Origin of the sequence: Brachybacterium avium (genome assembly GCF_002216795.1) — a bacterium.
In the GTDB taxonomy this organism is placed as follows: domain Bacteria; phylum Actinomycetota; class Actinomycetes; order Actinomycetales; family Dermabacteraceae; genus Brachybacterium; species Brachybacterium avium.
The window spans coordinates 2,325,362-2,347,327 of sequence record NZ_CP022316.1 but is presented as its reverse complement, the minus strand read 5'-3'; the positions used below and the strand labels follow the sequence as shown (position 1 = coordinate 2,347,327).

General features: G+C 69.6%; 19 protein-coding genes. 10 read left to right on the top strand and 9 right to left on the bottom strand.

Features of this window, described 5'->3' with window-relative positions:
- Positions 1 to 16: 16 nt before the first annotated feature.
- The 7 genes from CFK39_RS10530 (at position 17) to CFK39_RS10500 (ending at position 8,101) form a co-directional block, all read left to right on the top strand.
- The gene (locus tag CFK39_RS10530; protein ID WP_089065416.1) at positions 17 to 1,315 is read left to right on the top strand and encodes an extracellular solute-binding protein; all 1,299 of its coding nucleotides are present in this window, start codon (positions 17 to 19) and stop codon (positions 1,313 to 1,315) included.
- 2 nt (positions 1,316 to 1,317) lie between these two features.
- Positions 1,318 to 2,247 carry a carbohydrate ABC transporter permease gene (locus CFK39_RS10525; RefSeq protein ID WP_089065415.1) on the top strand — a complete coding sequence of 310 codons (930 nt, stop codon included), beginning with the start codon at positions 1,318 to 1,320 and terminating at the stop codon, positions 2,245 to 2,247.
- Position 2,248: 1 nt separating this feature from the next.
- Entirely contained in the window at positions 2,249 to 3,130 is an 882-nt protein-coding gene (locus CFK39_RS10520) for a carbohydrate ABC transporter permease (RefSeq protein WP_089065414.1), read from the top strand.
- 38 nt (positions 3,131 to 3,168) lie between these two features.
- Positions 3,169 to 4,161, top strand: a complete 993-nt coding sequence (locus CFK39_RS10515; protein WP_089065413.1) for a glycoside hydrolase family 130 protein — start codon at positions 3,169 to 3,171, stop codon at positions 4,159 to 4,161.
- Between the two features lie 137 nt (positions 4,162 to 4,298).
- A complete protein-coding gene (locus CFK39_RS10510) occupies positions 4,299 to 5,303 on the top strand; it encodes a type IV toxin-antitoxin system AbiEi family antitoxin (protein WP_089065412.1) in 1,005 nt (334 codons plus the stop codon).
- Complete coding sequence (locus CFK39_RS10505; RefSeq protein ID WP_089065411.1) at positions 5,303 to 6,091, top strand: nucleotidyl transferase AbiEii/AbiGii toxin family protein; 789 nt, start codon at positions 5,303 to 5,305, stop codon at positions 6,089 to 6,091. The genes CFK39_RS10510 and CFK39_RS10505 overlap by 1 nt, the downstream gene beginning before the upstream one ends.
- A 276-nt stretch (positions 6,092 to 6,367) precedes the next feature.
- Complete coding sequence (locus CFK39_RS10500) at positions 6,368 to 8,101, top strand: DEAD/DEAH box helicase (protein WP_089065410.1); 1,734 nt, start codon at positions 6,368 to 6,370, stop codon at positions 8,099 to 8,101.
- An 82-nt stretch (positions 8,102 to 8,183) separates the two neighbouring features.
- Here CFK39_RS10500 and CFK39_RS10495 read toward each other — a convergent pair whose 3' ends face one another.
- The 3 genes from CFK39_RS10495 to CFK39_RS10485 form a co-directional block, all read right to left on the bottom strand.
- Entirely contained in the window at positions 8,184 to 9,653 is a 1,470-nt protein-coding gene (locus tag CFK39_RS10495) for a flotillin family protein (protein ID WP_089065409.1), read from the bottom strand.
- Between the two features lie 93 nt (positions 9,654 to 9,746).
- Positions 9,747 to 11,456 (bottom strand): ABC-ATPase domain-containing protein, encoded by a 1,710-nt coding sequence (locus tag CFK39_RS10490; RefSeq protein ID WP_089066398.1) that lies wholly within the window; start codon positions 11,454 to 11,456, stop codon positions 9,747 to 9,749.
- 28 nt (positions 11,457 to 11,484) lie between these two features.
- On the bottom strand, positions 11,485 to 11,982 hold the full coding sequence (locus CFK39_RS10485; RefSeq protein WP_089065408.1) for an SRPBCC family protein: 498 nt from the start codon (positions 11,980 to 11,982) through the stop codon (positions 11,485 to 11,487).
- Positions 11,983 to 12,189: 207 nt separating this feature from the next.
- Between CFK39_RS10485 and CFK39_RS10480 the strand changes: the two genes are divergently transcribed.
- The gene (locus CFK39_RS10480; protein ID WP_089065407.1) at positions 12,190 to 13,182 is read left to right on the top strand and encodes an Abi family protein; all 993 of its coding nucleotides are present in this window, start codon (positions 12,190 to 12,192) and stop codon (positions 13,180 to 13,182) included.
- A 49-nt stretch (positions 13,183 to 13,231) separates the two neighbouring features.
- On the opposite strand, the gene CFK39_RS10475 is transcribed toward CFK39_RS10480, so the two are convergent.
- On the bottom strand, positions 13,232 to 14,770 hold the full coding sequence (locus CFK39_RS10475; protein ID WP_420836204.1) for an SDR family NAD(P)-dependent oxidoreductase: 1,539 nt from the start codon (positions 14,768 to 14,770) through the stop codon (positions 13,232 to 13,234).
- 176 nt (positions 14,771 to 14,946) lie between these two features.
- Here CFK39_RS10475 and CFK39_RS10470 point away from each other — a divergent pair, with 176 nt between their 5' ends.
- Positions 14,947 to 15,993, top strand: coding sequence for a homocysteine S-methyltransferase family protein (locus CFK39_RS10470; RefSeq protein ID WP_089065406.1), 1,047 nt, complete (start codon positions 14,947 to 14,949; stop codon positions 15,991 to 15,993).
- Positions 15,994 to 16,107: 114 nt separating this feature from the next.
- On the opposite strand, the gene CFK39_RS10465 is transcribed toward CFK39_RS10470, so the two are convergent.
- The gene (locus CFK39_RS10465; RefSeq protein WP_089065405.1) at positions 16,108 to 17,325 is read right to left on the bottom strand and encodes an MFS transporter; all 1,218 of its coding nucleotides are present in this window, start codon (positions 17,323 to 17,325) and stop codon (positions 16,108 to 16,110) included.
- 117 nt (positions 17,326 to 17,442) lie between these two features.
- Here CFK39_RS10465 and CFK39_RS10460 point away from each other — a divergent pair, with 117 nt between their 5' ends.
- Complete coding sequence (locus CFK39_RS10460; protein WP_089065404.1) at positions 17,443 to 18,207, top strand: SDR family NAD(P)-dependent oxidoreductase; 765 nt, start codon at positions 17,443 to 17,445, stop codon at positions 18,205 to 18,207.
- A 100-nt stretch (positions 18,208 to 18,307) separates the two neighbouring features.
- Here the strand turns inward: CFK39_RS10460 and CFK39_RS10455 are convergent, their stop codons facing one another.
- The 4 genes from CFK39_RS10455 to CFK39_RS10440 are packed head-to-tail and all read right to left on the bottom strand — an operon-like array spanning position 18,308 to position 21,926.
- Entirely contained in the window at positions 18,308 to 19,477 is a 1,170-nt protein-coding gene (locus CFK39_RS10455) for a serine hydrolase domain-containing protein (protein WP_089065403.1), read from the bottom strand.
- A 45-nt stretch (positions 19,478 to 19,522) separates the two neighbouring features.
- On the bottom strand, positions 19,523 to 20,035 hold the full coding sequence (locus CFK39_RS10450) for a thioesterase family protein (protein WP_089065402.1): 513 nt from the start codon (positions 20,033 to 20,035) through the stop codon (positions 19,523 to 19,525).
- The gene (locus tag CFK39_RS10445; protein ID WP_089065401.1) at positions 20,032 to 21,024 is read right to left on the bottom strand and encodes a 3-hydroxyacyl-CoA dehydrogenase NAD-binding domain-containing protein; all 993 of its coding nucleotides are present in this window, start codon (positions 21,022 to 21,024) and stop codon (positions 20,032 to 20,034) included. The genes CFK39_RS10450 and CFK39_RS10445 overlap by 4 nt, the downstream gene beginning before the upstream one ends.
- Positions 21,021 to 21,926, bottom strand: a complete 906-nt coding sequence (locus CFK39_RS10440) for a beta-keto acid cleavage family enzyme (protein WP_089065400.1) — start codon at positions 21,924 to 21,926, stop codon at positions 21,021 to 21,023. Before CFK39_RS10440 ends, CFK39_RS10445 begins: the two co-directional genes overlap by 4 nt.
- Between the last annotated feature and the right edge of the window lie 40 nt (positions 21,927 to 21,966).

The following is a 21,966-nucleotide window of genomic DNA, read 5'->3' as shown; positions in this document are numbered from 1 at the left end:
CCCGAGGAGTTCAACGATGAACATCAACCGCCGCACCTTCACGACCGGCGTGATCGCCGCACCGCTGGCCGCCGCCACTCTCGCCGCCTGCAGCAGCGGCGGAGGCTCCGGGGGTGACGCCGTCGAGGCTCGCGGCGCGATCTCCGTCTGGCTGTCGAACAACGAGCAGGAGGTCGCCTGGGGCAAGGCGGTGGTCGAGGCGTGGAACGCCGATCACCCCGACGAGCAGGTCAAGGCCCAGGAGATCCCTGCCGGGCAGAGCTCCGAGGAGGCGATCACCGCCGCGATCACCGCCGGCACCACCCCGGATCTGATCTTCAACATCTCCACCGCCGCGGCTCCCGGCTGGGTGAAGCAGGGAGGCCTGATCGACCTGACCACCTTCGAGGACGGCGCGAGCTACATCGAGGAGCGCTCCGGCGCCGAGGTCGCGAAGGGATATGCGGACGAGGAGGGGAAGTACTACCTGCTGCCCTGGAAGTCGAACCCCGTGATGATCATGTTCAACAAGGACCTGTTCGAGAAGGCCGGGATCGATCCGGAGGACCCCGGGATGAACTCCCATGAGTCCTTCCTCGAAGGGGCCCGGAAGATCGTCGAGTCCGGGGCGGCGCAGGCCGCTATCTGGCCCTCGCCCACCAATGAGTTCTTCCAGCCCTGGTTCGATTTCTATCCGCTGTACATCGCGCAGACCGACGGCATGCAGCTGGTCGAGGACGGCAAATCCACCTTCGCCTCCGAGGACGGTCTGGCCGTCGCGAATCTCTGGGCCTCGATCTACTCCGAGGAGCTCGCCCCGAAGGAGGCCTCCACGGATGATGCGATGGCCACCGGCAAGACCGCGATGCAGAGCGCCGGGCCCTGGGCGATCAGCTCCTACAAGGACGCCTTCCCCGTCGGCTTCATGCCGGTCCCCACAGCCGACGGTTCCGACCCTTCGAGTGTGAAGACCTTCGCCGACTCGAAGAACGTCTCCATGTTCACCACCTCGAAGAACCAGGCCACCGCCTGGGAATTCCTGAAGTTCGCCACTTCGAAGGAGCAGGACGGCGCCTTCCTCGAGGCCACCGGGCAGATGCCGCTGCGTGCCGGGCTGCTGGACGCCTACCCCGACTACTTCGAGGAGAACCCCGACTACACGGTGTTCGCCTCCCAGGCGGAGCGGGTCGTGGACGTCCCCAACATCCAAAACTCGATCGAGGTGTGGCAGACCTTCCGCGACGAGTACTCCGCCGCCGTGATCTTCGGCAAGCAGCCCGTTGAGGACGCCTTGCAGACCGCGGCCGAGAAGATCGACCAGCTCGTCCAGGGCTGATCATGACCACCACCACGCACGACGCCCCCGCGCGGCCCCGGCGCTCCCGGCGCCCGCTCGGCGGCGCCCTCAGAGCTCAGCCGCTGGGTGTGCTGCTGGCGCTGCCGTACGTGCTGTTCCTGGCGGCGGTGATGGCCTGGCCGCTGATCCAGGCGGTGTGGATCTCGTTCCAGGACTACTTCTTCACCGCGCCCACCGCGGTGGTCGAGCATCCCTTCGTGGGGTTCGACAACTACATCAGCGCAGTCACCGATCCGCAGGTGCGCCAGTCCTTCAAGAACATCGCTGTGTTCCTGGTGATCAACGTTCCGCTGACCGCGGTCCTCTCGCTGGTGCTCGCCTCCGCACTGAACAGGATCGTGCGCTTCGCCTCCGCGTTCCGGGTCGCGTTCTACATCCCGTACGTCACCGCGAGCGTGTCGCTGATCGGCGTGTGGATGCTGCTGTTCTCCCGCCACGGCCTGGTCAACACGATCCTCGGGCCGCTTGCCCCGGATCCGTCGTGGCTGGTCAACAGCACGCTGGCGATGCCCTCGATCGCGCTGTATGTGACGTGGAAGCAACTGGGGTTCTACATCCTGCTGTATCTCGCCGCGCTGCAGGGCATCCCGAAGGAGTTGTACGAATCGGCGGAGATGGACGGTGCCGGCGTGGTGGGCCGGTTCCGCAACGTCACCGTGCCCGGGGTGCGCTCCGTGACCGCCCTGGTGCTGATCCTCGCGATCATCACCGGCGCGAACCTGTTCACCGAGCCGTACCTGCTGACCAACGGCGGCGGGCCCGACGGCGCCTCCGCCACCCCGGTGCTGCTCATCTACCAGAAGGGCATCCAGCAGACCAATCCGGATGTCGCCTCGGCGATCGGCGTGCTGCTGGTGATCGGCATCGGCGTGCTGTCGATACTCGCCGCCCGCACCGGAAAGGAGAACTGACATGGCCTCCCGCACCCGCACCAAGGGATCCGGCGCCGGCGCCTCCCACCACGGCACGCGGCGCAGCCTCCTCGTGCTGTACGCGGTCCTGACCCTCTGCGCGCTCGCCTTCATCTTCCCGTTCTGGTTCATGGCGGTCGGCGCCTTCCAATCGAGCCCCACCAGCTCGCCGACGGACCTGTTCCCCACCGGCGGCTGGACCCTGCAGAACTTCACCGACATCAACGCCCGGCTGCACCTGATCCGGTCCCTGGTGAACTCGCTGGTCTTCACGATCGGCGTGCTCGCCGGCACCCTGACCTTCGGACTCGCCGCCGGATACTCGCTATCCCGGCTGCAGTGGCGGGGCCGTGGCGCCCTGTTCGCGATCATGCTGGGCGTGCAGGCGATCCCCTTCCAGCTGCTGATGATCCCGCTGTATGTGCAGGTGACCCGCACCTACGGGCTCGGCGACTCGTACCTGGGCATGATCCTGCCATTCCTGATCAACACCACCGCGGTGTTCATCTTCCGTCAGTTCTTCCTGTCGCTGCCGGAGTCGCTGTTCGAGGCCGCGCGCATCGACGGCGCCTCCGAGCTGCGGATCATGACCTCGATCGCAGTGCCGCTGGTGAAGCCGGCCATCGCCACGGTCGCCCTGATCACCTTCATCGGCCCGTGGAACGAGTTCCTGTGGCCGTTCCTGATCACCAAGAACGCCGAGCTGCAGCCCTTGGCCGTGGCGCTGGCGAACTACATCTCGAACGTCTCCCAGACCGCCACCAACCCCAACGGCGCGATCCTCGCCGGCGCGGCCACCCTCGCCTTCCCCGTCGTGCTGCTGTTCGTGTTCTTCCAGCGCTACTTCCAGGCCTCCGACATCAGCTCCGGGGTCAAGGGCTGAAAGCCCTCCCCGCCCTCTCACCCTTCTCGAGGAGATTCATGTCCACCGTGCCCCTGTTCGGCGGAGCCACGTTCCCGCTCGGCCCCTTCATCCCCTACGAGCACAACCCGATCCTGCGCCCCAAGGGCGATTCCTGGGAGTCCTCGAACCTGTACAACCCCGCCGCGCTGGTCATCGACGACCAGGTGGTGCTGCTGTACCGGGCGCATGCGGAGGACATCGTCTCCCACATCGGGATCGCGTTCAGCGACGACGGCTTCACCTTCGAGCGGGAGGACGCCCCGATCCTCTCCCCCGAGCACGACTATGAGCGGTTCGGCTGCGAGGACCCCCGGATCGCGTTCATCGACGGCACCTACTACCTCACCTACACCGGCTGGGACCGCACCATGGCGCAGCTGTGCCTGGCCACCTCGACCGACCTGCGCAGCTGGACCAAGCACGGCCCGCTGTTCACCGACTTCGACACCTTCAAGGTCATGGACCCGCGCGGCCACAACTGGTCCAAGGCCGGCGTGATCGTGCCCCAACAGATCGACGGCAGATGGTGGATGTACTTCGGCGAGGGCGGCATCTACTGGGCCACCAGCGACGACCTCATCCACTGGACCCCCGGCACCACCGACGACGAACCGATGTACCTGCCCACCCCCGGCACCTTCGACGAGGCCCTGGTCGAGATCGGGACCTCCCCGGTGCTCACCGACGACGGCCTGCTGCTGATGCTCACCAACGGGGCCACCCGCGAGATCCACGCGGACGGCACCGTGGACGTCGACTACCGCTGCGGTCAGATCCTCATCGACCCCGCCGAGCCGACGAAGGTGATGGCCCGCCTGCAGGAGCCGTGGCTGCGACCCCAGACCTACGAGGACACCCACGGGCTGATCTCCAACGTCACCTTCGTCGAGGGGCTCGTGAAGTTCCGCGGGGCGTGGTTCGCGTACTACGGGCAGTCGGATACGACGCTGGCGGTGGCCGTGGCGGACCCGGAGACCGGGTTCGGGGTGGGGCTGCGCGCCGACGGGTGAGAGGAGAAGCCCTCACGAGCGGCGCGCACCGCGATGAGAGCCAGCACCTCGAGGACGCAGCAGCGACGTCCGACCCGCCAGTTTCGCCATCGGACCAAGATGTTCAATATCTGATCCCGTTCCAGTACATTGAACACATGCAGATGATTGAACATCCGGGAGGCGGAGCCCAGGCAGTCATCACGAGCGCGCTCGAGCACCTCACGGCGGCCGGCATCCGAGTCGAGTGGCGTCACGAAACGACCCTGGAGGGAACCATCTCCACCGGAGCTCTGCTCCTCGACACCGGAACCACGCAGTACGAGTTCCGCGCAGTGGCCAGCGCAACCGTCAGTTCCGCCGGGCTCACCTTCCTGCCCCACGATGAGCAGACGATCCTGCTGACCCGCCACATCACCCCGGCCCGTGCACAGGCCCTCGCCGAACGAGGTTGGGGAGGGTACGTGGATTCGACGGGCAATGCCTCTCTGCGGTCGCCAGGACTGCTCATCGAGATCGCCGGCAACCGAGACGCCGGGACAACTCGGACACCCGCCGCAGCTCCTTTCACACGTGCGGGCCTCCCCGTCACGTTCGCCCTGCTGATAGCGCACCAGCAGGGCCGTCGAGTCGTCCAGCGCGACCTGGCAGCAAGTTCCGGCGCGTCGATCGGCACCGTCAATCGTGTCGTCCGCGCGCTGCGCGAGCGCACACCCTCCATGCTCGACACAAGCAATCTGGTACTGCGTCCCGCCGCACTCGAGGACGAATGGGTCGTCGCCTATTCGGCGGTGCAGCCGACTGCGTGGCCAGAGACGCGATTCACCAGCGACGTCTGGCACGATCCGTCGGACCTCCTGAAGGCAGACCTTCCCCAGGGTGCTCTTCTCGGATCCGAGCTCGCCGCCGCGCAGCTCGGCGCACCGATCCGGCCGTCCGAGGCTCTGGTCCACCTTCCGCCTGAAGCCCGGCCGGAATTCATCCGCCAGGGACGTCTTCGCCGATCAATCGAAGGACCGGTGCGGATCCGCCCTACGCTCTGGACATCGCCACCGCCGGGATCGGACGGCCTCGCCCCGAGGCCGCTGCTCAGGGCAGATCTGCTGCTCGAGGACGACCCTCGGGTCGATGAGATCCGTGCTCAGCTGTTCGGCGACGCCTGATGATCGATCTGACGGGTCGCACCGACATACCGGTCGCCGAAGAGGTCCTCGCTGAACTGTCCACCCTCTGCACGGAGCTGGGACTCGAGTACATCGTGGTCGGTGCCGCAGCGCGCGATCTCGTCATCCATGCCCTTCAGCACACGGTTCCGATCCGTGCCACGGAGGACATCGATATTGGCGTCGCAATCCACGTCGGTGAACAGCTCACAGAGTTGGCGGATCGCTTGAGTCGAAAGGGAACCTCGGAGCATAAGTTCACGGTGCGCGGCGTCGACATCGACATCATCCCCTTCGGAAGCAACGAGCAGGGTCGGGAGGTCCGCTTCGCCGACGATCACCTCCTGGACGTGAACGGGCTGCAGGAAGCGCACGCCACGTCAGTCTCGGTGCGGATGCCGCAGGGCACCGAGATCCATGTCGCGAGTGCTCCGGCGCAGACAGCACTCAAGGTGCTTGCATGGAGGGACCGACATGCTGTCAACCCGAAAGACGGGCTCGACCTGCGAGTCATCCTCGCGGCCCTCTCTGAGGCCCCGTTCGACGATCCGGTCTGGGAGGACGAGAAAGCGCTCGCAGCCACCGACTACGACATCGTCGCCGCAGCGAGCTACCACTATGCGGGCCGCGCCGCCGAGGCATTCGCCCCCGCCGATGGCCGAGCGGTGCTCGACACGCTCCACGATGCCCGGCTGAGACCGGTGCTGCTGCGCCACATGCGCAGCGAACTCGCCGCTGATCTGCTCGATGGATACATGAAGGGGTTCGCAGCCGAGCTCGAGCGCTGAGCACGCGGGGAGGGACCGGACTCGCTTCTTCGCATCCGGCGCAGCGAGCACCGCGGGGAACCGGTTCGCGGGGAACTCCACGCGTCCGCGACCGCTGTCGAAGCGGCTCAGCCGTCCGACGAGCGTCCCCGAAACGGCAACCAGCGTTCACTCCGATGACGGAGATGCATGCATGACAAGCTTCCACGAGAACCCGCACAATGCCCAATGCGCTCCCCGAGTGACGAGTTCAGCGGAGGGACGCCTGGTCATGGACGACCCCGGTAGGGTCGCGGAGTGACGACCCCTCGCCGCTCCAGCACCCGCCGTCGCCGCAGGTCCCCGCGCCGGTCGGGAATGAAGCAGTCGCAGCGGCCGCTGCCGTTCGTCGGCCCGGGCGAGCGGCTGTGGGTGCTGGACGTCCCCTACGGCACCCAGGTCGAGGGCGCCTCCTGGCATCCGGCTGTGAAGATGCACCTCTTCGTCGGCCGCACCCTGCCGGTACACCTCGCGCCGTATGCCCCGGGCCCGCACACGCTCGGGCGGTTCCTCGAGAACACCCTGAACCCCGGAGCGCCGACGCCGAGCCCGGAGCCGGCCGAGGATCTCGAACCCCGCCAGAACCAGTACGAGGCAGCCGATGCGATCGCGGAGCGGGCCGCGAACGGTGGGCGGCAGTTCCTGCTGGCCGACGAGCCGGGCGTGGGCAAGACGATCTCCGCCGTCCTCGGCGCGAGCGCGGTGGGCGACCTCCGTGGTGCGCAGCGGGTGCTGGTGGTCGCCGACCGGCCCGCCGCGATCACGATCGGGCACTGGTGCCGCACCATCACGGCGCTGGGCGATGCCGGCCTGGAATGGGTGGTGATCACCTGGGACCGCCTGGAGAAGGTCCTCGCCCACGAGTGGGACGTGATCATCGCCGATGAGGCCCATGCGCTGAGGCGCACCACCACCAAGCGGTGGAAGCTCTGGGCGAGGCTCTCCGGGCACAGCACACCGCATGAGAAGGCGCCCTTCGTCATCGCGACGACGGCGACCCCCGGCCACACGCCGCTCGAGCTGCCCTACCTCGCCCCCGCCTACGCCCAGCACCACGGGGAGTCGATGAAGGAGTGGACGACGGCGACCCAGCCCGGCGCCACCTTCGCGACCGCGCTGGAGCGCCACGGGGTCGGGGTGGAGAAGGGCCGCTACGGCGCCACCTGGACCACCGAGGCGAGCCGTCGCGCCGCGGATCTATCGCTGGTGCGCGGCTGGCTCGAGGATGAGCAGCCGCCCGCGATGCTGCATCGCGCCGCGCCGTGGGGGCCGGTGCCGATCTCCGGGATGCCGGTGGCGCTCACCCCGGCCGAACGCGCGGCGTACGAGGCGGAATGGGGAGAGTTCTGCCGCGAGATGGACATCGCCCGACGCGGCCGGAACACCGCCAAGGGCCGCGCAGCCCTGCTGCGCTTCCGGCAGAAGGCCGGGCTGATCCGCGTCGACTCGACGGTCGCGTGGATTTCCCAGCAGGTCGAGGCCGAACGACAGGTGGCGTGCTCGGTCGAGTTCGTCGGGACCGCCGCCGAACCGATCACCGAACGGTTGCGCGATGCCGGTCTCGAGGTCGCCACGATCTATGGCCAGGGCCGGTTCGACGTCGAGGCGGAGCGGCTGCGGTTCCAGACCGGGCAGGCGAAGGTGTGCGTGTTCACCACGGTCGCCTCGATCAGCCTGCACGCCGGGGAGACCCTCGAAGGCGGCCGTCAGGCGAGCACCGAGCCGAGGATGGGCCTGTTCCATCAGGCCCGCTTCTCCGGGATCGCGGGCCGGCAGGTCACCGGCCGCACCCACCGCGACCACCAGGTCTCCCCCTGGCACATCGCCTACGCGGAGGGCACCGTCGAGGAGCAGGTCTCCAAGGTGATGGTGGAGCGGATCGCTGCCGCCTCCGACACCGTCGGCGGCGACACCACCGGTCTCGAGGGCGTCGCCCAGCTGCTCGGCGCGGACTGGCTGCCGCCCGCGAGCCTGACCGAGGGCACCACATGAGGAACCGGCGGCGCTCAGTGCGCCGCCGGTTCCCCTGCAGTGTGGGTGACGCCCCGCGCCGGTGGCGCGCGGCGTTTCCGTCTCAGTGCGTCTGGTCCGCTCCGGCATCCGTCGGCGCGTCACCGGCAGGAGCCGTGGCGGCGCGCTTGCCCGCCGCATTCCCCGCCGGCTGATCGCCGGTCTGCTCCCGCAGCGCGGCGCCGAGCGCGTCGCCCTGGGCCGCGCCGGTGACGCGTCCCTGGATGAGGTCCGGGATGTTCAGCCCCAGCGTGGACTCGACCGTGTCGAACACCCCGCGCAGGGCCCCGGCGGACTCGCCGGAGAACTGCTTGCCGGCCACGTCCCCGTCGTTGCCGTCGGAGCTGACCACGGTGATGTTGCCGATCTGCGCGTAGCCCTTGGCGAAGGTCTCCATGAGGGTGGGCAGCTGATCCACGACGCGCTGGGCGAGCAGCGCCTCCTGGTTCTCCTTCAGAGCCTCGGCCTCGGCGCGCATGGCATCGGCACGGGCCTCGCCGGCCAGGCGCTCGGCCTCGGCGTCGGCCTCGGCGCGCATCTTCACGGCGCGCGCATCGGCCTCGGCGACCTCGGCGCGGGCCTCCGCCTGACGACGCTGCTCGTAGGCGTCGGCGTCGGCATCCTTCTGGCGACGGTACTGCTCGGCGTCGGCGACGCGCTTGACGTCCGCATCCAGCTGCGCCTGCTTGTTCTCGGCCTGCTGCTGGAGGACTTCCTGGCGGGACTTCTCGCCGGCGAGGGCCTCGGCCTGCTCAGCCTTCGCCCGCGCACGACCCACCTCCGCCTGGGCGTTGGCGCGGTTCGTGTCCAGCGCCTGGTTCTCGACGAGGTTCTGCTCGTCGTTGCGGATCTGCTCCTTGGCGACAGCACGCTCGGCGTTGGTCTGGCTGATCTCGGCCGCCTGGCGCTTCGCCTCGATCTCCGGGGCGCCGAGGGACTGGATATAGCCGACATCGTCGGTGATACCGCGGATCTGGAAGGAGTCGAGGATGAGACCCTGCTCGCGCAGCTCCGGGATGACCGTCTCGGCGATCTGCTCGGAGAACACCTTGCGGTCGCGCATTAGGGAGATGACCGTCTGCTGGGCGACGACGCCGCGCAGCACGCCCTCGAGCTGATCCTGGGTGAAGGGCTCGATCGCCTCGTCCTGGGAGCCGAAGCGCTCGGCCGCCCGACGCACCAGATCGCTCTTCGAACCGATCTTCACCAGCGCGACGGCTTCGACGGTGACCGTGACGTTGTCCGCGGACTGCGCTTCGGCGCGCATGTTCACCTGGCGCTGGCGCAGCGAGATGACCTCGTGGCGCTGGGTGATCGGGTTGACGATCGCCTTCCCGTTGACCACGACCGTGGTCGCCGAGGTGGTGCCGTCCTCGTTCTTCTGACTCTTGCCGGAGACCACGAGCGCCTCATCCGCGCGGGCGACCTTGATCCACCGGCGGATGATGAAGAAGGCGATCGCCGCGATGACGAGGAGGGCGACGACGACCAGGGCTATGAACCCGATGATCCCGATGCCGAGGAATGTATTCATGCTGCTTCCTTCGAGGGTGTTGAGTGCGTTGCCCCAGTCTTCCACGCCATGCTCGCGTGGGGGTCGTTACGCCCAGTGGAGGCGAGGCGCCCGTCAGCCCTCGTGGAGCCGGAGGCCGCGGTACCGATTCACGGCGGCGTGGACCTCGAGGGGGCGCGGCCGGGCGAGGTGGCCGGGATGGCCTCGATGCGGTGACAGGCTCTCCAGGCCGTCCGCGTCCAGGCGCACGAACAGTGCAGTGATCGCCGCGTCCAGCGTGGGCCGGGAGCCGGCCGCACCGGGGTGCTCTGCGGGCTCGGGCTGCTCGAGCAGCTCGGCCAGGCGATCCAGGGCGTGGGCGATAGCCGTCGTCTGTGCGGCATCGACCAGCTGCGAGACGGCTGCCAGGTCGATGTGCTCACGCCCGAACCGGATCGTGTCGCGACCGCGCGCCGAGGCCGGCTTGGTCTTCCCCGTCGGCCGCAGCGCCCCGGCGGCGGGGATCCGGGCCCGCGTCGGGCCGAAGACCGAGGAGCCCGGCTGCGGGGTGGTCTCGGCGAGCTCGCGCGCCTGGGCGGTGACGTCGCGGGGCACGTACTCCTGCAGCGCGATCACGTGGTCGGCGACGTCGAAGAACGCCCCGGACCCTCCGGCGACCAGCACGGTGGAGACCCCGCGCTCCTCGTACAGCGGGCGGATGCGCTGCACGAACGGGGTGATGGGCTCGTGCTCGGCCGGGATCAGGCGGCGCATCCGGTCATCGCGGATCATGAAGTTCGAGGCTGAGGTGTCCTCGTCGATCAGCAGCGCGGAGGCACCGGCGTCCACCGCCTCCACGAGAGACGCGGCCTGCGAGGTCGATCCCGAGGCGTTGGTGGTCGAGAAGCTCCGGGTGTCCGTGCCGGAGGGCAGGCCGGAGATGAACGGCGAGATATCGACCCCCGCCACGGAGCGGCCGTCCTCGGCGCGCACGGAGGCGACGTCCCCGCGGGTGAGCACCCATTCGCGGCCATCGCCCACCCGGTGCGCATAGACGCCCCGCTCGATCGCCCGCAGCAGGGTCGACTTGCCGTGGTAACCACCGCCGACGATGACGGTGATCCCCTCGGTAACACCCATCCCGCTCACCGTGCGGCCGCTGGGCAGCTGGAAGGAGACCTGCATCGACTCCGGGCTGCAGAACGGGACCGCGCCCTCCGTCAGCGGCAGATCGGAGTCCCCGGAGCGGCGCGGGAGGATCGCATCGTTGCCGACGAAAGCCACCAATCCCCTCCCGGGCAACTGGTCCCGCAGCGCTTCCTGATCACGGTGGAGGGTCACATGCGCTCGCAGCGCTGCGGCATCGAGGCTCGCATGCAGCAGCGCGGCCGCGGCGATCCTCGGCACGTCCTCGGTGAGCAGCCGGGTCGCCGCGCGGCCGCGGATCCGGCGCCCGGCCGCCGGCAGCTGGACGGCCAGCCTCGCCTCGACCCCCTCGTCGGTGAGGGCGACGCTGGTGCGTTCGAGCACCTCCTGGCCCGGGGTCCCGATGCTGATCCCCTCCCCGATCGCGGCCGCCGCAGCCGAGGCGGCCCGGGTCAGGAAGTCGGTGGCCGCGACCCGCCCTCGCTGGTCGGACAGGAGATCCTCCGGCAGAGCGGCGGCGGAACGGCCGACGATCACGCGCATCAGGGAGGGTGGGGCGAAGGGATCGACCTGCACCCGGTCCACCACGAGACGGCACCGCCCCAGGTCATAGCTGCCTGTGAGCTGCTTGTACGAGCCGTATCCGCGGCCGTCGATCGACGCCAGGATCTTCGTCAGGGTGTCTGCGTTGCCGCTCATCTGCATTTCGGTCCTTCCGCGTGCGTGGTCAGCGTTCGAGGTCTGCCTTCAGGCGGGCCAGGGTGCGGCGGATGTTGCCCGCCTGGAAGCGGTCGAAGGTGCTGCCGCGCGTGACCAGCTTGTCAAAGCGGGCCGCCCAGGCATCCGACCAGCCGGTGCGGTCGTCCTGCCAGGTCTCGGTGACGCGGGTGCGCCCCGCATCGAGCGCTTCGAAGGTATAGGTCCAGGTCGCGATGGATCCGCGCAGCAGGGGCCGTCGCAGGCCGATCCGGTGGACCCGGAAGGCGAACTTCTCCCCGGGCTCCGCGGCGATCACCGTGCAGGCGGTGGACCAGCGGCCGGGGCCCCGGCGGTTGCGGCCCACGAACTCGTCCCCGACCGTCAGGGGTCCGCGGCCCGGCTCGGCCATGCCCTGGTTCTCCGGGCTCCAGCGCCCCATCTGCGAGGGGTCGGCGATCTCGCGATAGATGGTCATCGGGTCGGCGGCGATCTCGATGCTGTCGCGGATGTGCATGGGGCGGGACATCGCGTCAGCGTGTCACACGGGAAGGGGTCGTGACGCTGAGCTGTTCAATCCTCACGAGGCCTTCGGTTCTCATACAGATTCCGACCGCGTCTACAGCACGCATCGCACAGATCACCGCCAGCGCATCAACCTGACAGCTATACTGAGTGCAACCGTTCAGCCCGCCCAGGTCCTCCTGGTGCGGGCTGGATCTCTATCGGGGGAACAATGCCGTCGCCGAAGCCGTACACGACCATCGGCCAGCAGATCACGCTGCTGCAGAGCCGCGGGATGCTCCTGGATCCAGACGAAGCATCGCAATGGTTGCGGAACGTCGGCTACTACCGCCTCAGCGGATACTGGTACGACTATCGGGTCAGGGACTCGGATGGCAACCCCATCGACCGCTTTCTGCCAGGCACCGACTTCTCGATGGTCGCTGCGCTCTACGAGTTCGACCGCAAGCTGCGAACTCTGATCCACGACGCAGTGGAGCGCGTCGAAGTCGGAGTACGCAGCCACCTGAGCTATCACATCGGCCAGCATGGGCCTTTGGCTCACGAAGATCCGCAGCTGTTCCGCACCGGCTTTGATCACGAGCGCTGGCTGACTGTGGCCGAGCGGCGCGTCGACCGCGCTGCGCGCAGCTACAGCGCACCGATCCGGCATCATCGCAAGGCCTACAGCGGCTCGGTGCCGATCTGGGTCCTCACCGATGTCTTGGACTTCGCCGATATCTCCAGACTGTACGAGGGGATGTTCGCCCGAGACCAGTGGGCTGTCGCGGAAAGCCTCGGCCTGAAGCTCGACGTGTCTGCGCTTTCTGGAAACCAGAGGCGGAAAGCTTCACGGGAGCACCCACTGGCACGCTGGCTGGAGCAGCTGTCGATCCTCCGCAACGCTTGCGCGCACCACGCGAGGGTCTGGAACCGTTCGCTGATCCCGGCCCCCACTGCGGCACTTCGCACGATCCCGCGCCTCACCACCCTCGCATTCGGTCAGAGCGAGCGTGTCTACGGATCGATCGCAGTCATCGCCTATTTCCTAGGACATCTCGCGCCGGGATCGACCTGGAACTTGAAGATGAGGGAACTCCTCGAAGTTGGACTCGACACAATGCAGAATCCGAGCCCCGCAGCGCTGGGCGCTCCGGAGAACTGGGCATCAGATCCGCTCTGGACTGTTCCCTGCGGGAGCTGGACACCTCGATCAGCCCGCTGAGTCCGAGTCGATCGCGGCCGCGATCCCGCGCGGCAGCCGCACCCGCGCCTCACCACGGGCTGGGCTTGAAGTCCTTCACGAAGCAGCCGTAGAGGTCCTCGCCGGCCTCGCCGCGCACGATCGGGTCGTAGACGCGGGCGGCGCCGTCCACCAGGTCCAGCGGGGCGTGCCAGCCCTCGGCGGCGATGCGCAGCTTGTCCTGGTGGGGGCGTTCGTCGGTGATCCAGCCGGTGTCCACGGCGGTCATCAGGATCCGGTCGGTCTCGAACGCCTCACCCGCGCTGGTGCGGGTGAGCATGTTCAGCGCAGCCTTGGCCATGTTCGTGTGGGGGTGTCCGGCGCCCTTGTAGCGGCGGGAGAACTGGCCCTCCATCGCCGAGACGTTGACGATGTAGGCGCGGCGCGCCCCGGCCTGCACGGCCGCGCGCATCGCGGGCCGCAGCCTGCTGATCAGCAGGAAGGGAGCGGTCTCGTTGCACAGCTGCACCTCGAGCATCTCCAGGGCGTCCACCTGGTCCACCGTCTGGGTCCAGGAGTTGTTCGTCTGCAGGTCCGGAAGCAGGCCGCCCGCGTCGACCGCGGTGCCGGCGAGGTGCTCCTGCAGGCTGGCCTTGCCGGCCCGCAGCGCGAGCGCCGTCATCGAGGCCGCGGTCTGCGCGGCCCGGGCGTGCTCGAGCGATTCCCCGTCGTGCTGCGGGACGGACCGGTTCTGCAGCACGCCGGCGAGCGCGGCGGGATGCGCCTGGGAGATGCGGTCGAACGCCGTCATCTCCGGCAGGGCGAGATCGGTGGGCAGCGGGGCGGCCTCCTGCTCGACCAGGGCCGAGTAGGCGCTCGGCGAGCGGCGCACCGTCTGCGCAGCGTTGTTGATGAGGATGTCCAGCGGGCCGGCGGCGGCGACGTCGTCGGCGAGCGCGATCACCTGGGTGGGGTCGCGCAGGTCGATCCCGACGATGCTCAGTCGGTCGATCCATTCCGCGGCGTCGTCCAGCTGGGCGAAGCGCCGGGCCGCGTCCTTGGGGAAGCGGGTGGTGATGGTGGTGTGCGCGCCGTCGCGCAGCAGGCGCAGCGCGATGTACATGCCGATCTTGGAGCGGCCCCCGGTGAGCAGGGCCCGCTTGCCGGTGAGGTCGGTGCGCTGGTCGCGCTTGGCGTGGGACATCGCGGCGCAGTCCGGGCACAGCCAGTGGTAGAAGGCATCGACCAGGGTGAAGTCGTGCTTGCAGATGTAGCAGCCGCGGGCCTTGTGCAGCTCGCCCGCGAAGGCGCCCTGCGCGCTGGAGACCAGCGGGATCCCCTTGGTCTCGTCGTCGATGCGCAGCGGGGACCCGGTGGCGGTCGCGGCGATCACGGCGCGATCCGCCTTACGCTGCGCCCAGGTCTTCTCACCGCGCCGAGTCTTCGCGAGCTTCTTCTCGAAGTTCCGGGAGGCGCGCTTGATCGCGAGCAGCTCCGTGCTGTCCTCGGCGAGGGTCGGGGCATGCCGCAGCACCCGCAATGCGGTGGCGATGTCCTCGGCGGTCAGGTCGGGGCCCTCGCGGCCCTCGACAGATGACACGGACGGGGCGGGGGCGAAGGTTCCGGGCACCGATCGAGTCTATGGCGACCCGCCCCGTCGGCCGACGGGGCGTTGGTCACGTAGGAGGGCGGTGGCAGGCCGGTGAGCCTCTCTCGTTCACACTCCGCCATCCACGGTGGCGCCGCCGCGGCGCCGGACTAGTCTCGGCCGGTACCGCCCCGCCCGCCAGACCACGGAGATCGATCATGTCCCAGAACATCCTCAGCGACCGCCTCGACGCAGGTCCCGTCATCTGTGCGGAGGGCTTCCTGTTCGAGCTCGAGCGCCGCGGCTACCTCACGGCCGGCGAGTTCGTGCCCGAGGTCGCCCTCGAGCACCCGGAAGCCCTGCGGAGTCTGCACGTGGACTTCCAGCGCGCCGGCTCCGACATCGTCGAGGCGTTCACCTACAACGGTCACCGAGAGAAGATGCGGGTGATCGGCAAGGAGGACCTGCTGGAGCCGCTGAACCGCTCCGCGCTGCGCATCGCCCGCGAGGTCGCCGACGCGGTGCCCGGGAACCTCATGGCCGGCAACATCTCGAACTCGAACATCTGGGATCCGACGAACACCGCCCGGCAGGCTGAGGTGCGCGGCATGTTCGAGGAGATGGTGGGCTGGGCCGTCGAGGAGGGCGCGGACATCATCATCGGCGAGACCTTCTACTACGCCGGCGAGGCGCTGGCCGCGCTCGAGGTCGCGAAGTCCTCCGGGCTGCCGGTGGTGCTCACCCTGGCCCCGATGGCGTTCCAGGAGATGGCCGACGGTGCGGGGATCGTCGAGACCGCCCAGCGCCTGGAGCAGGGCGGGGCCGACGTCGTCGGGCTGAACTGCTTCCGCGGTCCGGAGACCCTGCTGCCCTGGCTGCGGCAGATCCGCGAGGCGGTCTCCTGCCACGTGGGCGCGCTGCCCATCCCGTACCGGACCACCGAGGAGGAGCCGACGTTCTTCAACCTCTCCGATGAGGCGGCGACCGTCCCCTCCCCGCACGGGCGCACCTTCCCCACCGCGCTGGATCCTCTGTTCACCAACCGCTACGAGATCCGGTCCTTCGCCGAGGAGGCCTTTGCGCTGGGCGTGAACTACCTGGGCGTGTGCTGCGGCGCCGCTCCGATCCACATCCGTGAGGTCGCCGAGGCCGTGGGCCGCACCCCGCTGGCCAGCCGCTTCTCCGAGAACATGGCGAACCACTTCATGTACGGCAGCAACGAGCGCCTTCCCGAGCATGTGGTCGGGCTCGGCGCGCGCGCCTGAGCGCGCGCAACGGGCGGTGGCCGTCCGTTGCGGGCCGGGCGGACGTCGGTCCGGGGGATCACCCCGCGGGTGGCACAGCGAGTCGAGCGGTGCTCACCTCGTCGCGCGATGGCCTCAGGCCGGCGCCGGAGCCGCCACCATCCGGTTCAGCCGCTCCGACAGCACCAGGCCCGCCACCACCAGCACGGCGATGAACAGCGGGAGGATCCACATCCCCGTCCAGGCCGAGAGTGCGCCGAAGGCCGGCGGTGCGAGGGTGGAGCCGGTGTAGGCGGCGGCCATCTGGACCCCGATGATGGCCTGGGAGTTGCGCCGGCCGAAGTTGACCGGGGTGGAGTGGATGATCGCGGGGTAGATCGGCGCGGAGCCCAGGCCCACCACGACCAGGCCGGCGAGCCCGATCATCTCCGTCGGCAGCGGGAGGGCGAGCATCAGCGCGCCGACTCCGATCATCACGAAGCCTCCCCGGATCAGGGCCCGGTCCCCGAGGCGCTCGGCGAAGAAGCCGGCCAGGAAGCGCCCGGCGGTCAGGCCGAGCACGAAGAGTGCGCCGAAGGTGGCCGCCGCCGCGGGGAGCGCCCCGCGCTCGGCGACGAGATAGGTGGAGGACCACAGCAGCGCCGTGCTCTCGACCGCGCAGTAGGCCGCGAAGGTGAGCAGGATGAGCATCACCCCGGGGATGCGCAGCGCGGTGGTGAGCGGGACGGGGGCGCGGTCCTGCGGCGCAGGGGCGTCCTCGGCGAGGTCATGGGTCTGGACGGTCCTCGCCCGAGAGCGTGCGCTGTCGACCCTGCCCCACAGCGGGATGCTGACCAGCAGCGCGAGCGTGAGCGCGGCCTGGACCAGGCCGATCACCAGGTAGGCGGTGGACCATCCCTGCCCCGAGGAGATCGCGAACCCCATCACGAACGGGCTGATCGAGGCGCCCACTCCCCAGAAGCTGTGCAGCCAGTTCATGTGCCGGGCCGCGTAGTGCAGGGCCACGTAGTTGTTCAGCGCCGCATCGACCGCGCCGGCGCCGAGCCCGTACGGGATCGCCCACAGGCACAGCATCCAGAACTGGTCCGAGGTGGAGAACCCCACCAGCGCGGCAGCGGTCATGCCGACGCTGATCGCCGTGACCGCACCGGTGCCGAAGCGGAGGGTGACCCGCTCGGAGGCGAGGCTGGAGACGATCGTCCCCAGCGCGATGATCATGGTGATGATGCCGGCGAACGCCACCGGGACGCCGAGGTCCTGGTGCATGACCGGCCAGCCCGAGCCGACCAGGGAGTCCGGCAGGCCGAGGCTGACGAAGGCGACATAGATGATCGCGAGCAGGAGCGAGTACACGGCGTGGAGGAACGACTTTCACGAGGTGTGGAAAGGCGATCGCGACGCTGCACCGCCGTACGGGGACGATCGTACACAGCGGCAGAGACCTGCCCCGGGGCCGCTAGGCTCGCCACCATGACGATGACGTCCCTGATCACCGGTGCCAGCTCCGGCCTCGGCGCCGAGTACGCCCGCCAGCTCGCCCGCCGCGGCGACCGCCTCGTGCTGGTCGCCCGCGATACCGCCCGGCTCGAGGAGCTCGCCTCCGAGCTGGAGCGATCAGGCGCGGGCGGGGTCGAGATCCTGGGTGCGGACCTCTCCTCCCCCGGCGGCATCGCCGCCGTCGTCGGCCGCCTCCGCGATCCCGCGCCCCCGGTCCACACCCTGATCAACAGCGCCGGTTTCGGGCTCCCCCTCGCCTTCGAGAACAACGACATCGAGGACGAGGCGCGTCACCTCCGCCTCCACGTCGAGGTGCCGATGCGGCTGATGCACGCCGTGCTGCCCGGCATGCTGGAGCGCCGCTCCGGCACGATCCTCAACATCGCCTCGGCCTCGGCCGTCATGCCGCGCTCCACCTACGCGGCGGTGAAGTCCTGGCAGGTGATGTTCTCCCGCTGGGCGGGCAGCCAGTACCGCTCCCGCGGCGTGACCGTCACCGCGGTGTGCCCCGGATACACCCACACCGATTTCCACGCCCGCCTGGGCCTGGCGAAGGGCGAGGAGGGCATCCCCGATTGGCTGTGGCTCGAGGCGTCGCGGGTGGTCGAGGAATCGCTGCGGGACGCGGCCCGCGGGAAGTCCGTCTCCGTGCCGAGCAAGCGGTACAAGGCGATCTATACCGCGGCGCGGCTCGCGCCGACGGGGCTGATGGCACGGCTCGCGGCGCGGGGGCGGTGAGCCGGGCCCGTCGCAGTATCGCTGCACCGGGGGCTCCGGCACACGGGGAGACCGCTCCTGGGGCCCCTCCACTGCTGCGCCGGGGCAGGATTGCTTCGCCCTACGCGGCCTCCGCCAGCACCTCCAGCAGGTCCTTGACCCGCCGGTCCACGTCCTCGCTCTGCATCTCGTTGGGCAGGAAGGAGAAGGCGAGGTCCTGCTCGGGCCAGGCACCGTGCAGCCCGCCGCCGGCGCCGGTGTGGCCGAAGGCGGGGCGCACCGGGCCGTAGGTGCCGATGGGGTCATCGAGCTCATAGCCGAGGCCGAAGCGCACCGGCCGGTCGTTGATCGTGTCCGTGCCCTGGGACCAGGTGCGAGTGGCGCGGGCCAGGGTGTCGGCCGGGAGCAGCGGTGCGTCGGCGGCGATGAGCAGGGAGTACATCCTCGCCATCGCGTCGGCCGTGCCGATCCCGCCGCCGGCGGCGAGCTCTGCGGCGTGGTGGGCGCGGGTGTTGAACGGGGGGTTCTCGGCGGTCAGGCTGCTGCCGTACATCCGGTCCACGATCGCGCGCCGCTCCGGATCGTCCTGCAGGTAGGTGGAGATCCGGTAGCCCGCGGCACGGAACACCGGAGCGACCCGCGCCTCCTCCGACTCCGGCAGTCCCAGGTGGACATCGAGTCCGAAGGGCTCTGCCAGCTCGGTGCGCAGCAGCTCTCCGACACTGCGCCCGCTGACCCGGCGCAGCACCTCCGCCAGCAGGTAGCCGTAGGTCAGGGCGTGGTAGGCGATCTTCGTGCCCGGCTCCCACAGCGTGGGCTGGGCGGCGAGGCGCTCGGCCATCAGATGGTTGTCGAGCCTCTCGGCATCCGTGGCCGGATCGGGGTCGACGTAGGGCAGGCCGACGGTGTGGTCCAGCAGGTGGTGGATCCGCACCTGCCCCTTCCCGGCTGCCGCGAACTCCGGCCAGTACTGCGCGACCGGGGCCTCGGGATCCAGCTGCCCGCGGCCGATGAGGAGCGCGGCGAGGGTGGCCGTGAGCCCCTTCGTGCCGGAGAACAGCACCGCCATAGTGTCCGCGGTCCATGGCCGGCCGGGTGCTGCCTGCCCGCCGTGCAGCTGCAGCAGCGGCTGCCCGGCGCGGTGGACGGAGAACGCCATCCCACCCTCGGAGGCGGCGAGGTGGCGACCGAAGATCTCGACGAGACGCTCAGCGATGTCGCCGGGCAGTCCCTCGCAGGCGCGGACGGTGACCGCGGACGGATCACCTGAGGGAACGGTGGATGTGGACATCGGGGAACTCCTCCTGGGGGCTTCGGTCGGTGGGGTGTAGGCGGTTCAGAGACGGATCGCGCGCCCCACCCAGTCGGGCGGGGTGACGGAGGCGCCGAGGCTCTCGGCGGCCCCGTCGGCCGCTGGGATCCCCTCGGCCCCGGCAGGCCCCGCGGCCGCGATGCCGGCGATCCGGGTCGCGACCGGCTCGGGGAAGGGCGCGGACCGGGCCGGGTCCCCGGCCACGTGCAGCGCCAGGATCTCCTCGGTCGCGACCAGCTCCCCATCCACCCGCATCTCGTGCGCCAGGTGCAGCTTCTTGGCCGCGGCACCGGCGATCGCGGTGGTCACCACCAGCTCCGCACCGCGGGGCACCTCCTGCAGGTACCGCACATGCGCCTCGACGGTGTACAGCGAGGAGCCGGCCTGCTCGCGCTCGGCGGCGCCCAGCCCGATCTGCTCCATCACCGCGTCGGTGGCGAAGCCGAACACGAGCACGTAGTACGCCTCGGAGAGATGGCCGTTGTAGTCGATCCACTCCTGGCGCACCGGGGTGCGGAAGGCGGGCAGCGCACTCATGCCGCGGAGCCTCGGCGCAGCTGCTCGATGACCTGGCGCACCGCGATGATGGCCTGGTCGCGCTGGGCGACGAGCTCGGGCACGGTGCGCCCGTCGGCCTCGTCATCGCAGCCTGCCACCACGGCGCCGCGCAGCTCCTCGGTCAGCTCCGGGGCCTCCAGCCGAGTCCAGGGGGACTTCAGCGAGGGCCCGAAGTGGTCGAGCATGTGGGCCATCCCGCCGGGCCCGCCGGCCAGGTGGAAGGTGAGCATGGGGCCCTGCAGGGGCCAGCGCAGGCCGGGACCGTCGGTGATGGAGCGGTCGATCTGCTCGACCGTCGCCTCGCCGTTGTCCACCATGTGCAGCGCCTCCCGCCACAGCGCCTCCTGCAGCCGGTTGGCGATGAAGCCGGGCACCTCGTGGTCCATCGTGATCACGGACTTGCCCAGGTGCTCGTACCAGGCAGAGACCCAGTCGACGGCCGCGGGCGAGGTCTGCTCGCCACCGACCACCTCGACCAGCGGGATCAGGTAGGGCGGATTGAAGGGGTGGCCGACGACCAGCCGCTCGGGAGTGGCCGCGTCCACCGCCATCTCCGTCATCGAGTAGCCGGAGGTGGAGGAGGCGATGATGACGCCCGGGGCGGCGTGCGCATCGATGTCCGCCAGCAGCTGCTGCTTCATCTCCAGAACCTCGGGGGCGCTCTCCTGCACGAACTGGGCGCCGTCGAGCGCCTCGGCCAGATCGGTGTGGATGGAGATGGCGTGCGGATCGGCGCCCTCGGCCAACCCCAGCTGGGTCAGTGCGGGCCAGGCAGCGTCGATGAGCGCGCGGACCCGGTCCCCGGCCTCGGGCGAGGGGTCCCAGGCCTGGACCCGGTAGCCGCGGGAGAGGAAGTAGGCGGCCCAGCCGCCGCCGATGGTGCCGATGCCGACGCAGGCGATCGTGGTGACCTCCGCGACCTCGGGCGGCTGCGGGTCGGGGGTGGGAGCAGCGGATGCAGTGGTCATGCGGAGAGAGCCTTCCGGTCGAGCTGGAGGATGTCGCGGGCCTCGTCGGGCGTGGCGATCTGGTCGCCGAGGGAGTCGATGATCTTCCCGGCCTCCTCGACGAGCTGAGCATTGGTGGCCTTGACGCCCTTGCGCAGGTAGAGGTTGTCCTCCAGGCCCACCCGGGCGTGCCCGCCCAGCAGCACCGACTGCGCCACCCAGCGCAGCTGGTCGCGGCCGATGGCGAAGGATGTCCACTGCGCCCCCTCGGGCAGCATGTGCACCATGGCGTCCAGCAGGCCGGTGTCGACGGGGGCGCCGTAGGGGATGCCCATGCACAGCTGGTACATCGGCGGCGGGGCGATGAGGCCCTCGGCCACCATGACGTTCGCGAACCACAGCTGCCCGGTATCGAAGATCTCCATCTCCGGCTTGACCCCGAGCTCCTTGATGCGGGCAGCGCCCTCGCGGAGCATGTCCGGGGTGCTGACGTAGAGCTGGCTGCCCTCGCCGAAGTTCAGCGAACCGCAGTCCAGGGTGCAGATCTCCGGGCGCAGCTTCTCGACATGCGGCAGCCGGTCCAGGCCGCTGACCAGGTCGGTCCCCTTGAGCTTGCCCAGCTCCCGGGTGGGATCGCTGGGGTCGACCGTGAGGTCACCCCCCATGCCGGCGGTGAGGTTGATGACGGGATCGACGTCGCTCTCGCCGATCAGGCGCACCACCTCGCTGTACAGCTCCACGTCGCGCGAGCCCTGCGTGGTCTCGATATCGCGCACGTGAATGTGCACGACGGAGGCACCGGCGCGGGCGGCGGCGATCGCGTCGGCGGCGATCTGCTCGGGGGTGACGGGTACGTGCTCGCTCTTGGCGGCGGTGTCGCCGGCGCCGGTGACGGCGCAGGTGAGGATGACCTTGCGGCTCATGGTGGATCCCTTTCGTGGGGTGGGTCCGGGTCTCGGGTGG

Bases quoted from the DNA above. Each gene is read 5' to 3' on its own strand.
- CFK39_RS10450 (WP_089065402.1), bottom strand. From the start codon at position 20,035: ATGAGTGCGCTGCCCGCCTTCCGCACCCCGGTGCGCCAGGAGTGGATC.
- CFK39_RS10480 (WP_089065407.1), top strand. From the start codon at position 12,190: ATGCCGTCGCCGAAGCCGTACACGACCATCGGCCAGCAGATCACGCTG.
- CFK39_RS10460 (WP_089065404.1), top strand. From the start codon at position 17,443: ATGACGATGACGTCCCTGATCACCGGTGCCAGCTCCGGCCTCGGCGCC.
- CFK39_RS10490 (WP_089066398.1), bottom strand. From the start codon at position 11,456: ATGAGCGGCAACGCAGACACCCTGACGAAGATCCTGGCGTCGATCGAC.
- CFK39_RS10440 (WP_089065400.1), bottom strand. From the start codon at position 21,926: ATGAGCCGCAAGGTCATCCTCACCTGCGCCGTCACCGGCGCCGGCGAC.
- CFK39_RS10470 (WP_089065406.1), top strand. From the start codon at position 14,947: ATGTCCCAGAACATCCTCAGCGACCGCCTCGACGCAGGTCCCGTCATC.
- CFK39_RS10530 (WP_089065416.1), top strand. From the start codon at position 17: ATGAACATCAACCGCCGCACCTTCACGACCGGCGTGATCGCCGCACCG.
- CFK39_RS10445 (WP_089065401.1), bottom strand. From the start codon at position 21,024: ATGACCACTGCATCCGCTGCTCCCACCCCCGACCCGCAGCCGCCCGAG.
- CFK39_RS10485 (WP_089065408.1), bottom strand. From the start codon at position 11,982: ATGTCCCGCCCCATGCACATCCGCGACAGCATCGAGATCGCCGCCGAC.
- CFK39_RS10455 (WP_089065403.1), bottom strand. From the start codon at position 19,477: ATGTCCACATCCACCGTTCCCTCAGGTGATCCGTCCGCGGTCACCGTC.
- CFK39_RS10510 (WP_089065412.1), top strand. From the start codon at position 4,299: ATGCAGATGATTGAACATCCGGGAGGCGGAGCCCAGGCAGTCATCACG.
- CFK39_RS10525 (WP_089065415.1), top strand. From the start codon at position 1,318: ATGACCACCACCACGCACGACGCCCCCGCGCGGCCCCGGCGCTCCCGG.
- CFK39_RS10515 (WP_089065413.1), top strand. From the start codon at position 3,169: ATGTCCACCGTGCCCCTGTTCGGCGGAGCCACGTTCCCGCTCGGCCCC.
- CFK39_RS10495 (WP_089065409.1), bottom strand. From the start codon at position 9,653: ATGAATACATTCCTCGGCATCGGGATCATCGGGTTCATAGCCCTGGTC.
- CFK39_RS10520 (WP_089065414.1), top strand. From the start codon at position 2,249: ATGGCCTCCCGCACCCGCACCAAGGGATCCGGCGCCGGCGCCTCCCAC.
- CFK39_RS10505 (WP_089065411.1), top strand. From the start codon at position 5,303: ATGATCGATCTGACGGGTCGCACCGACATACCGGTCGCCGAAGAGGTC.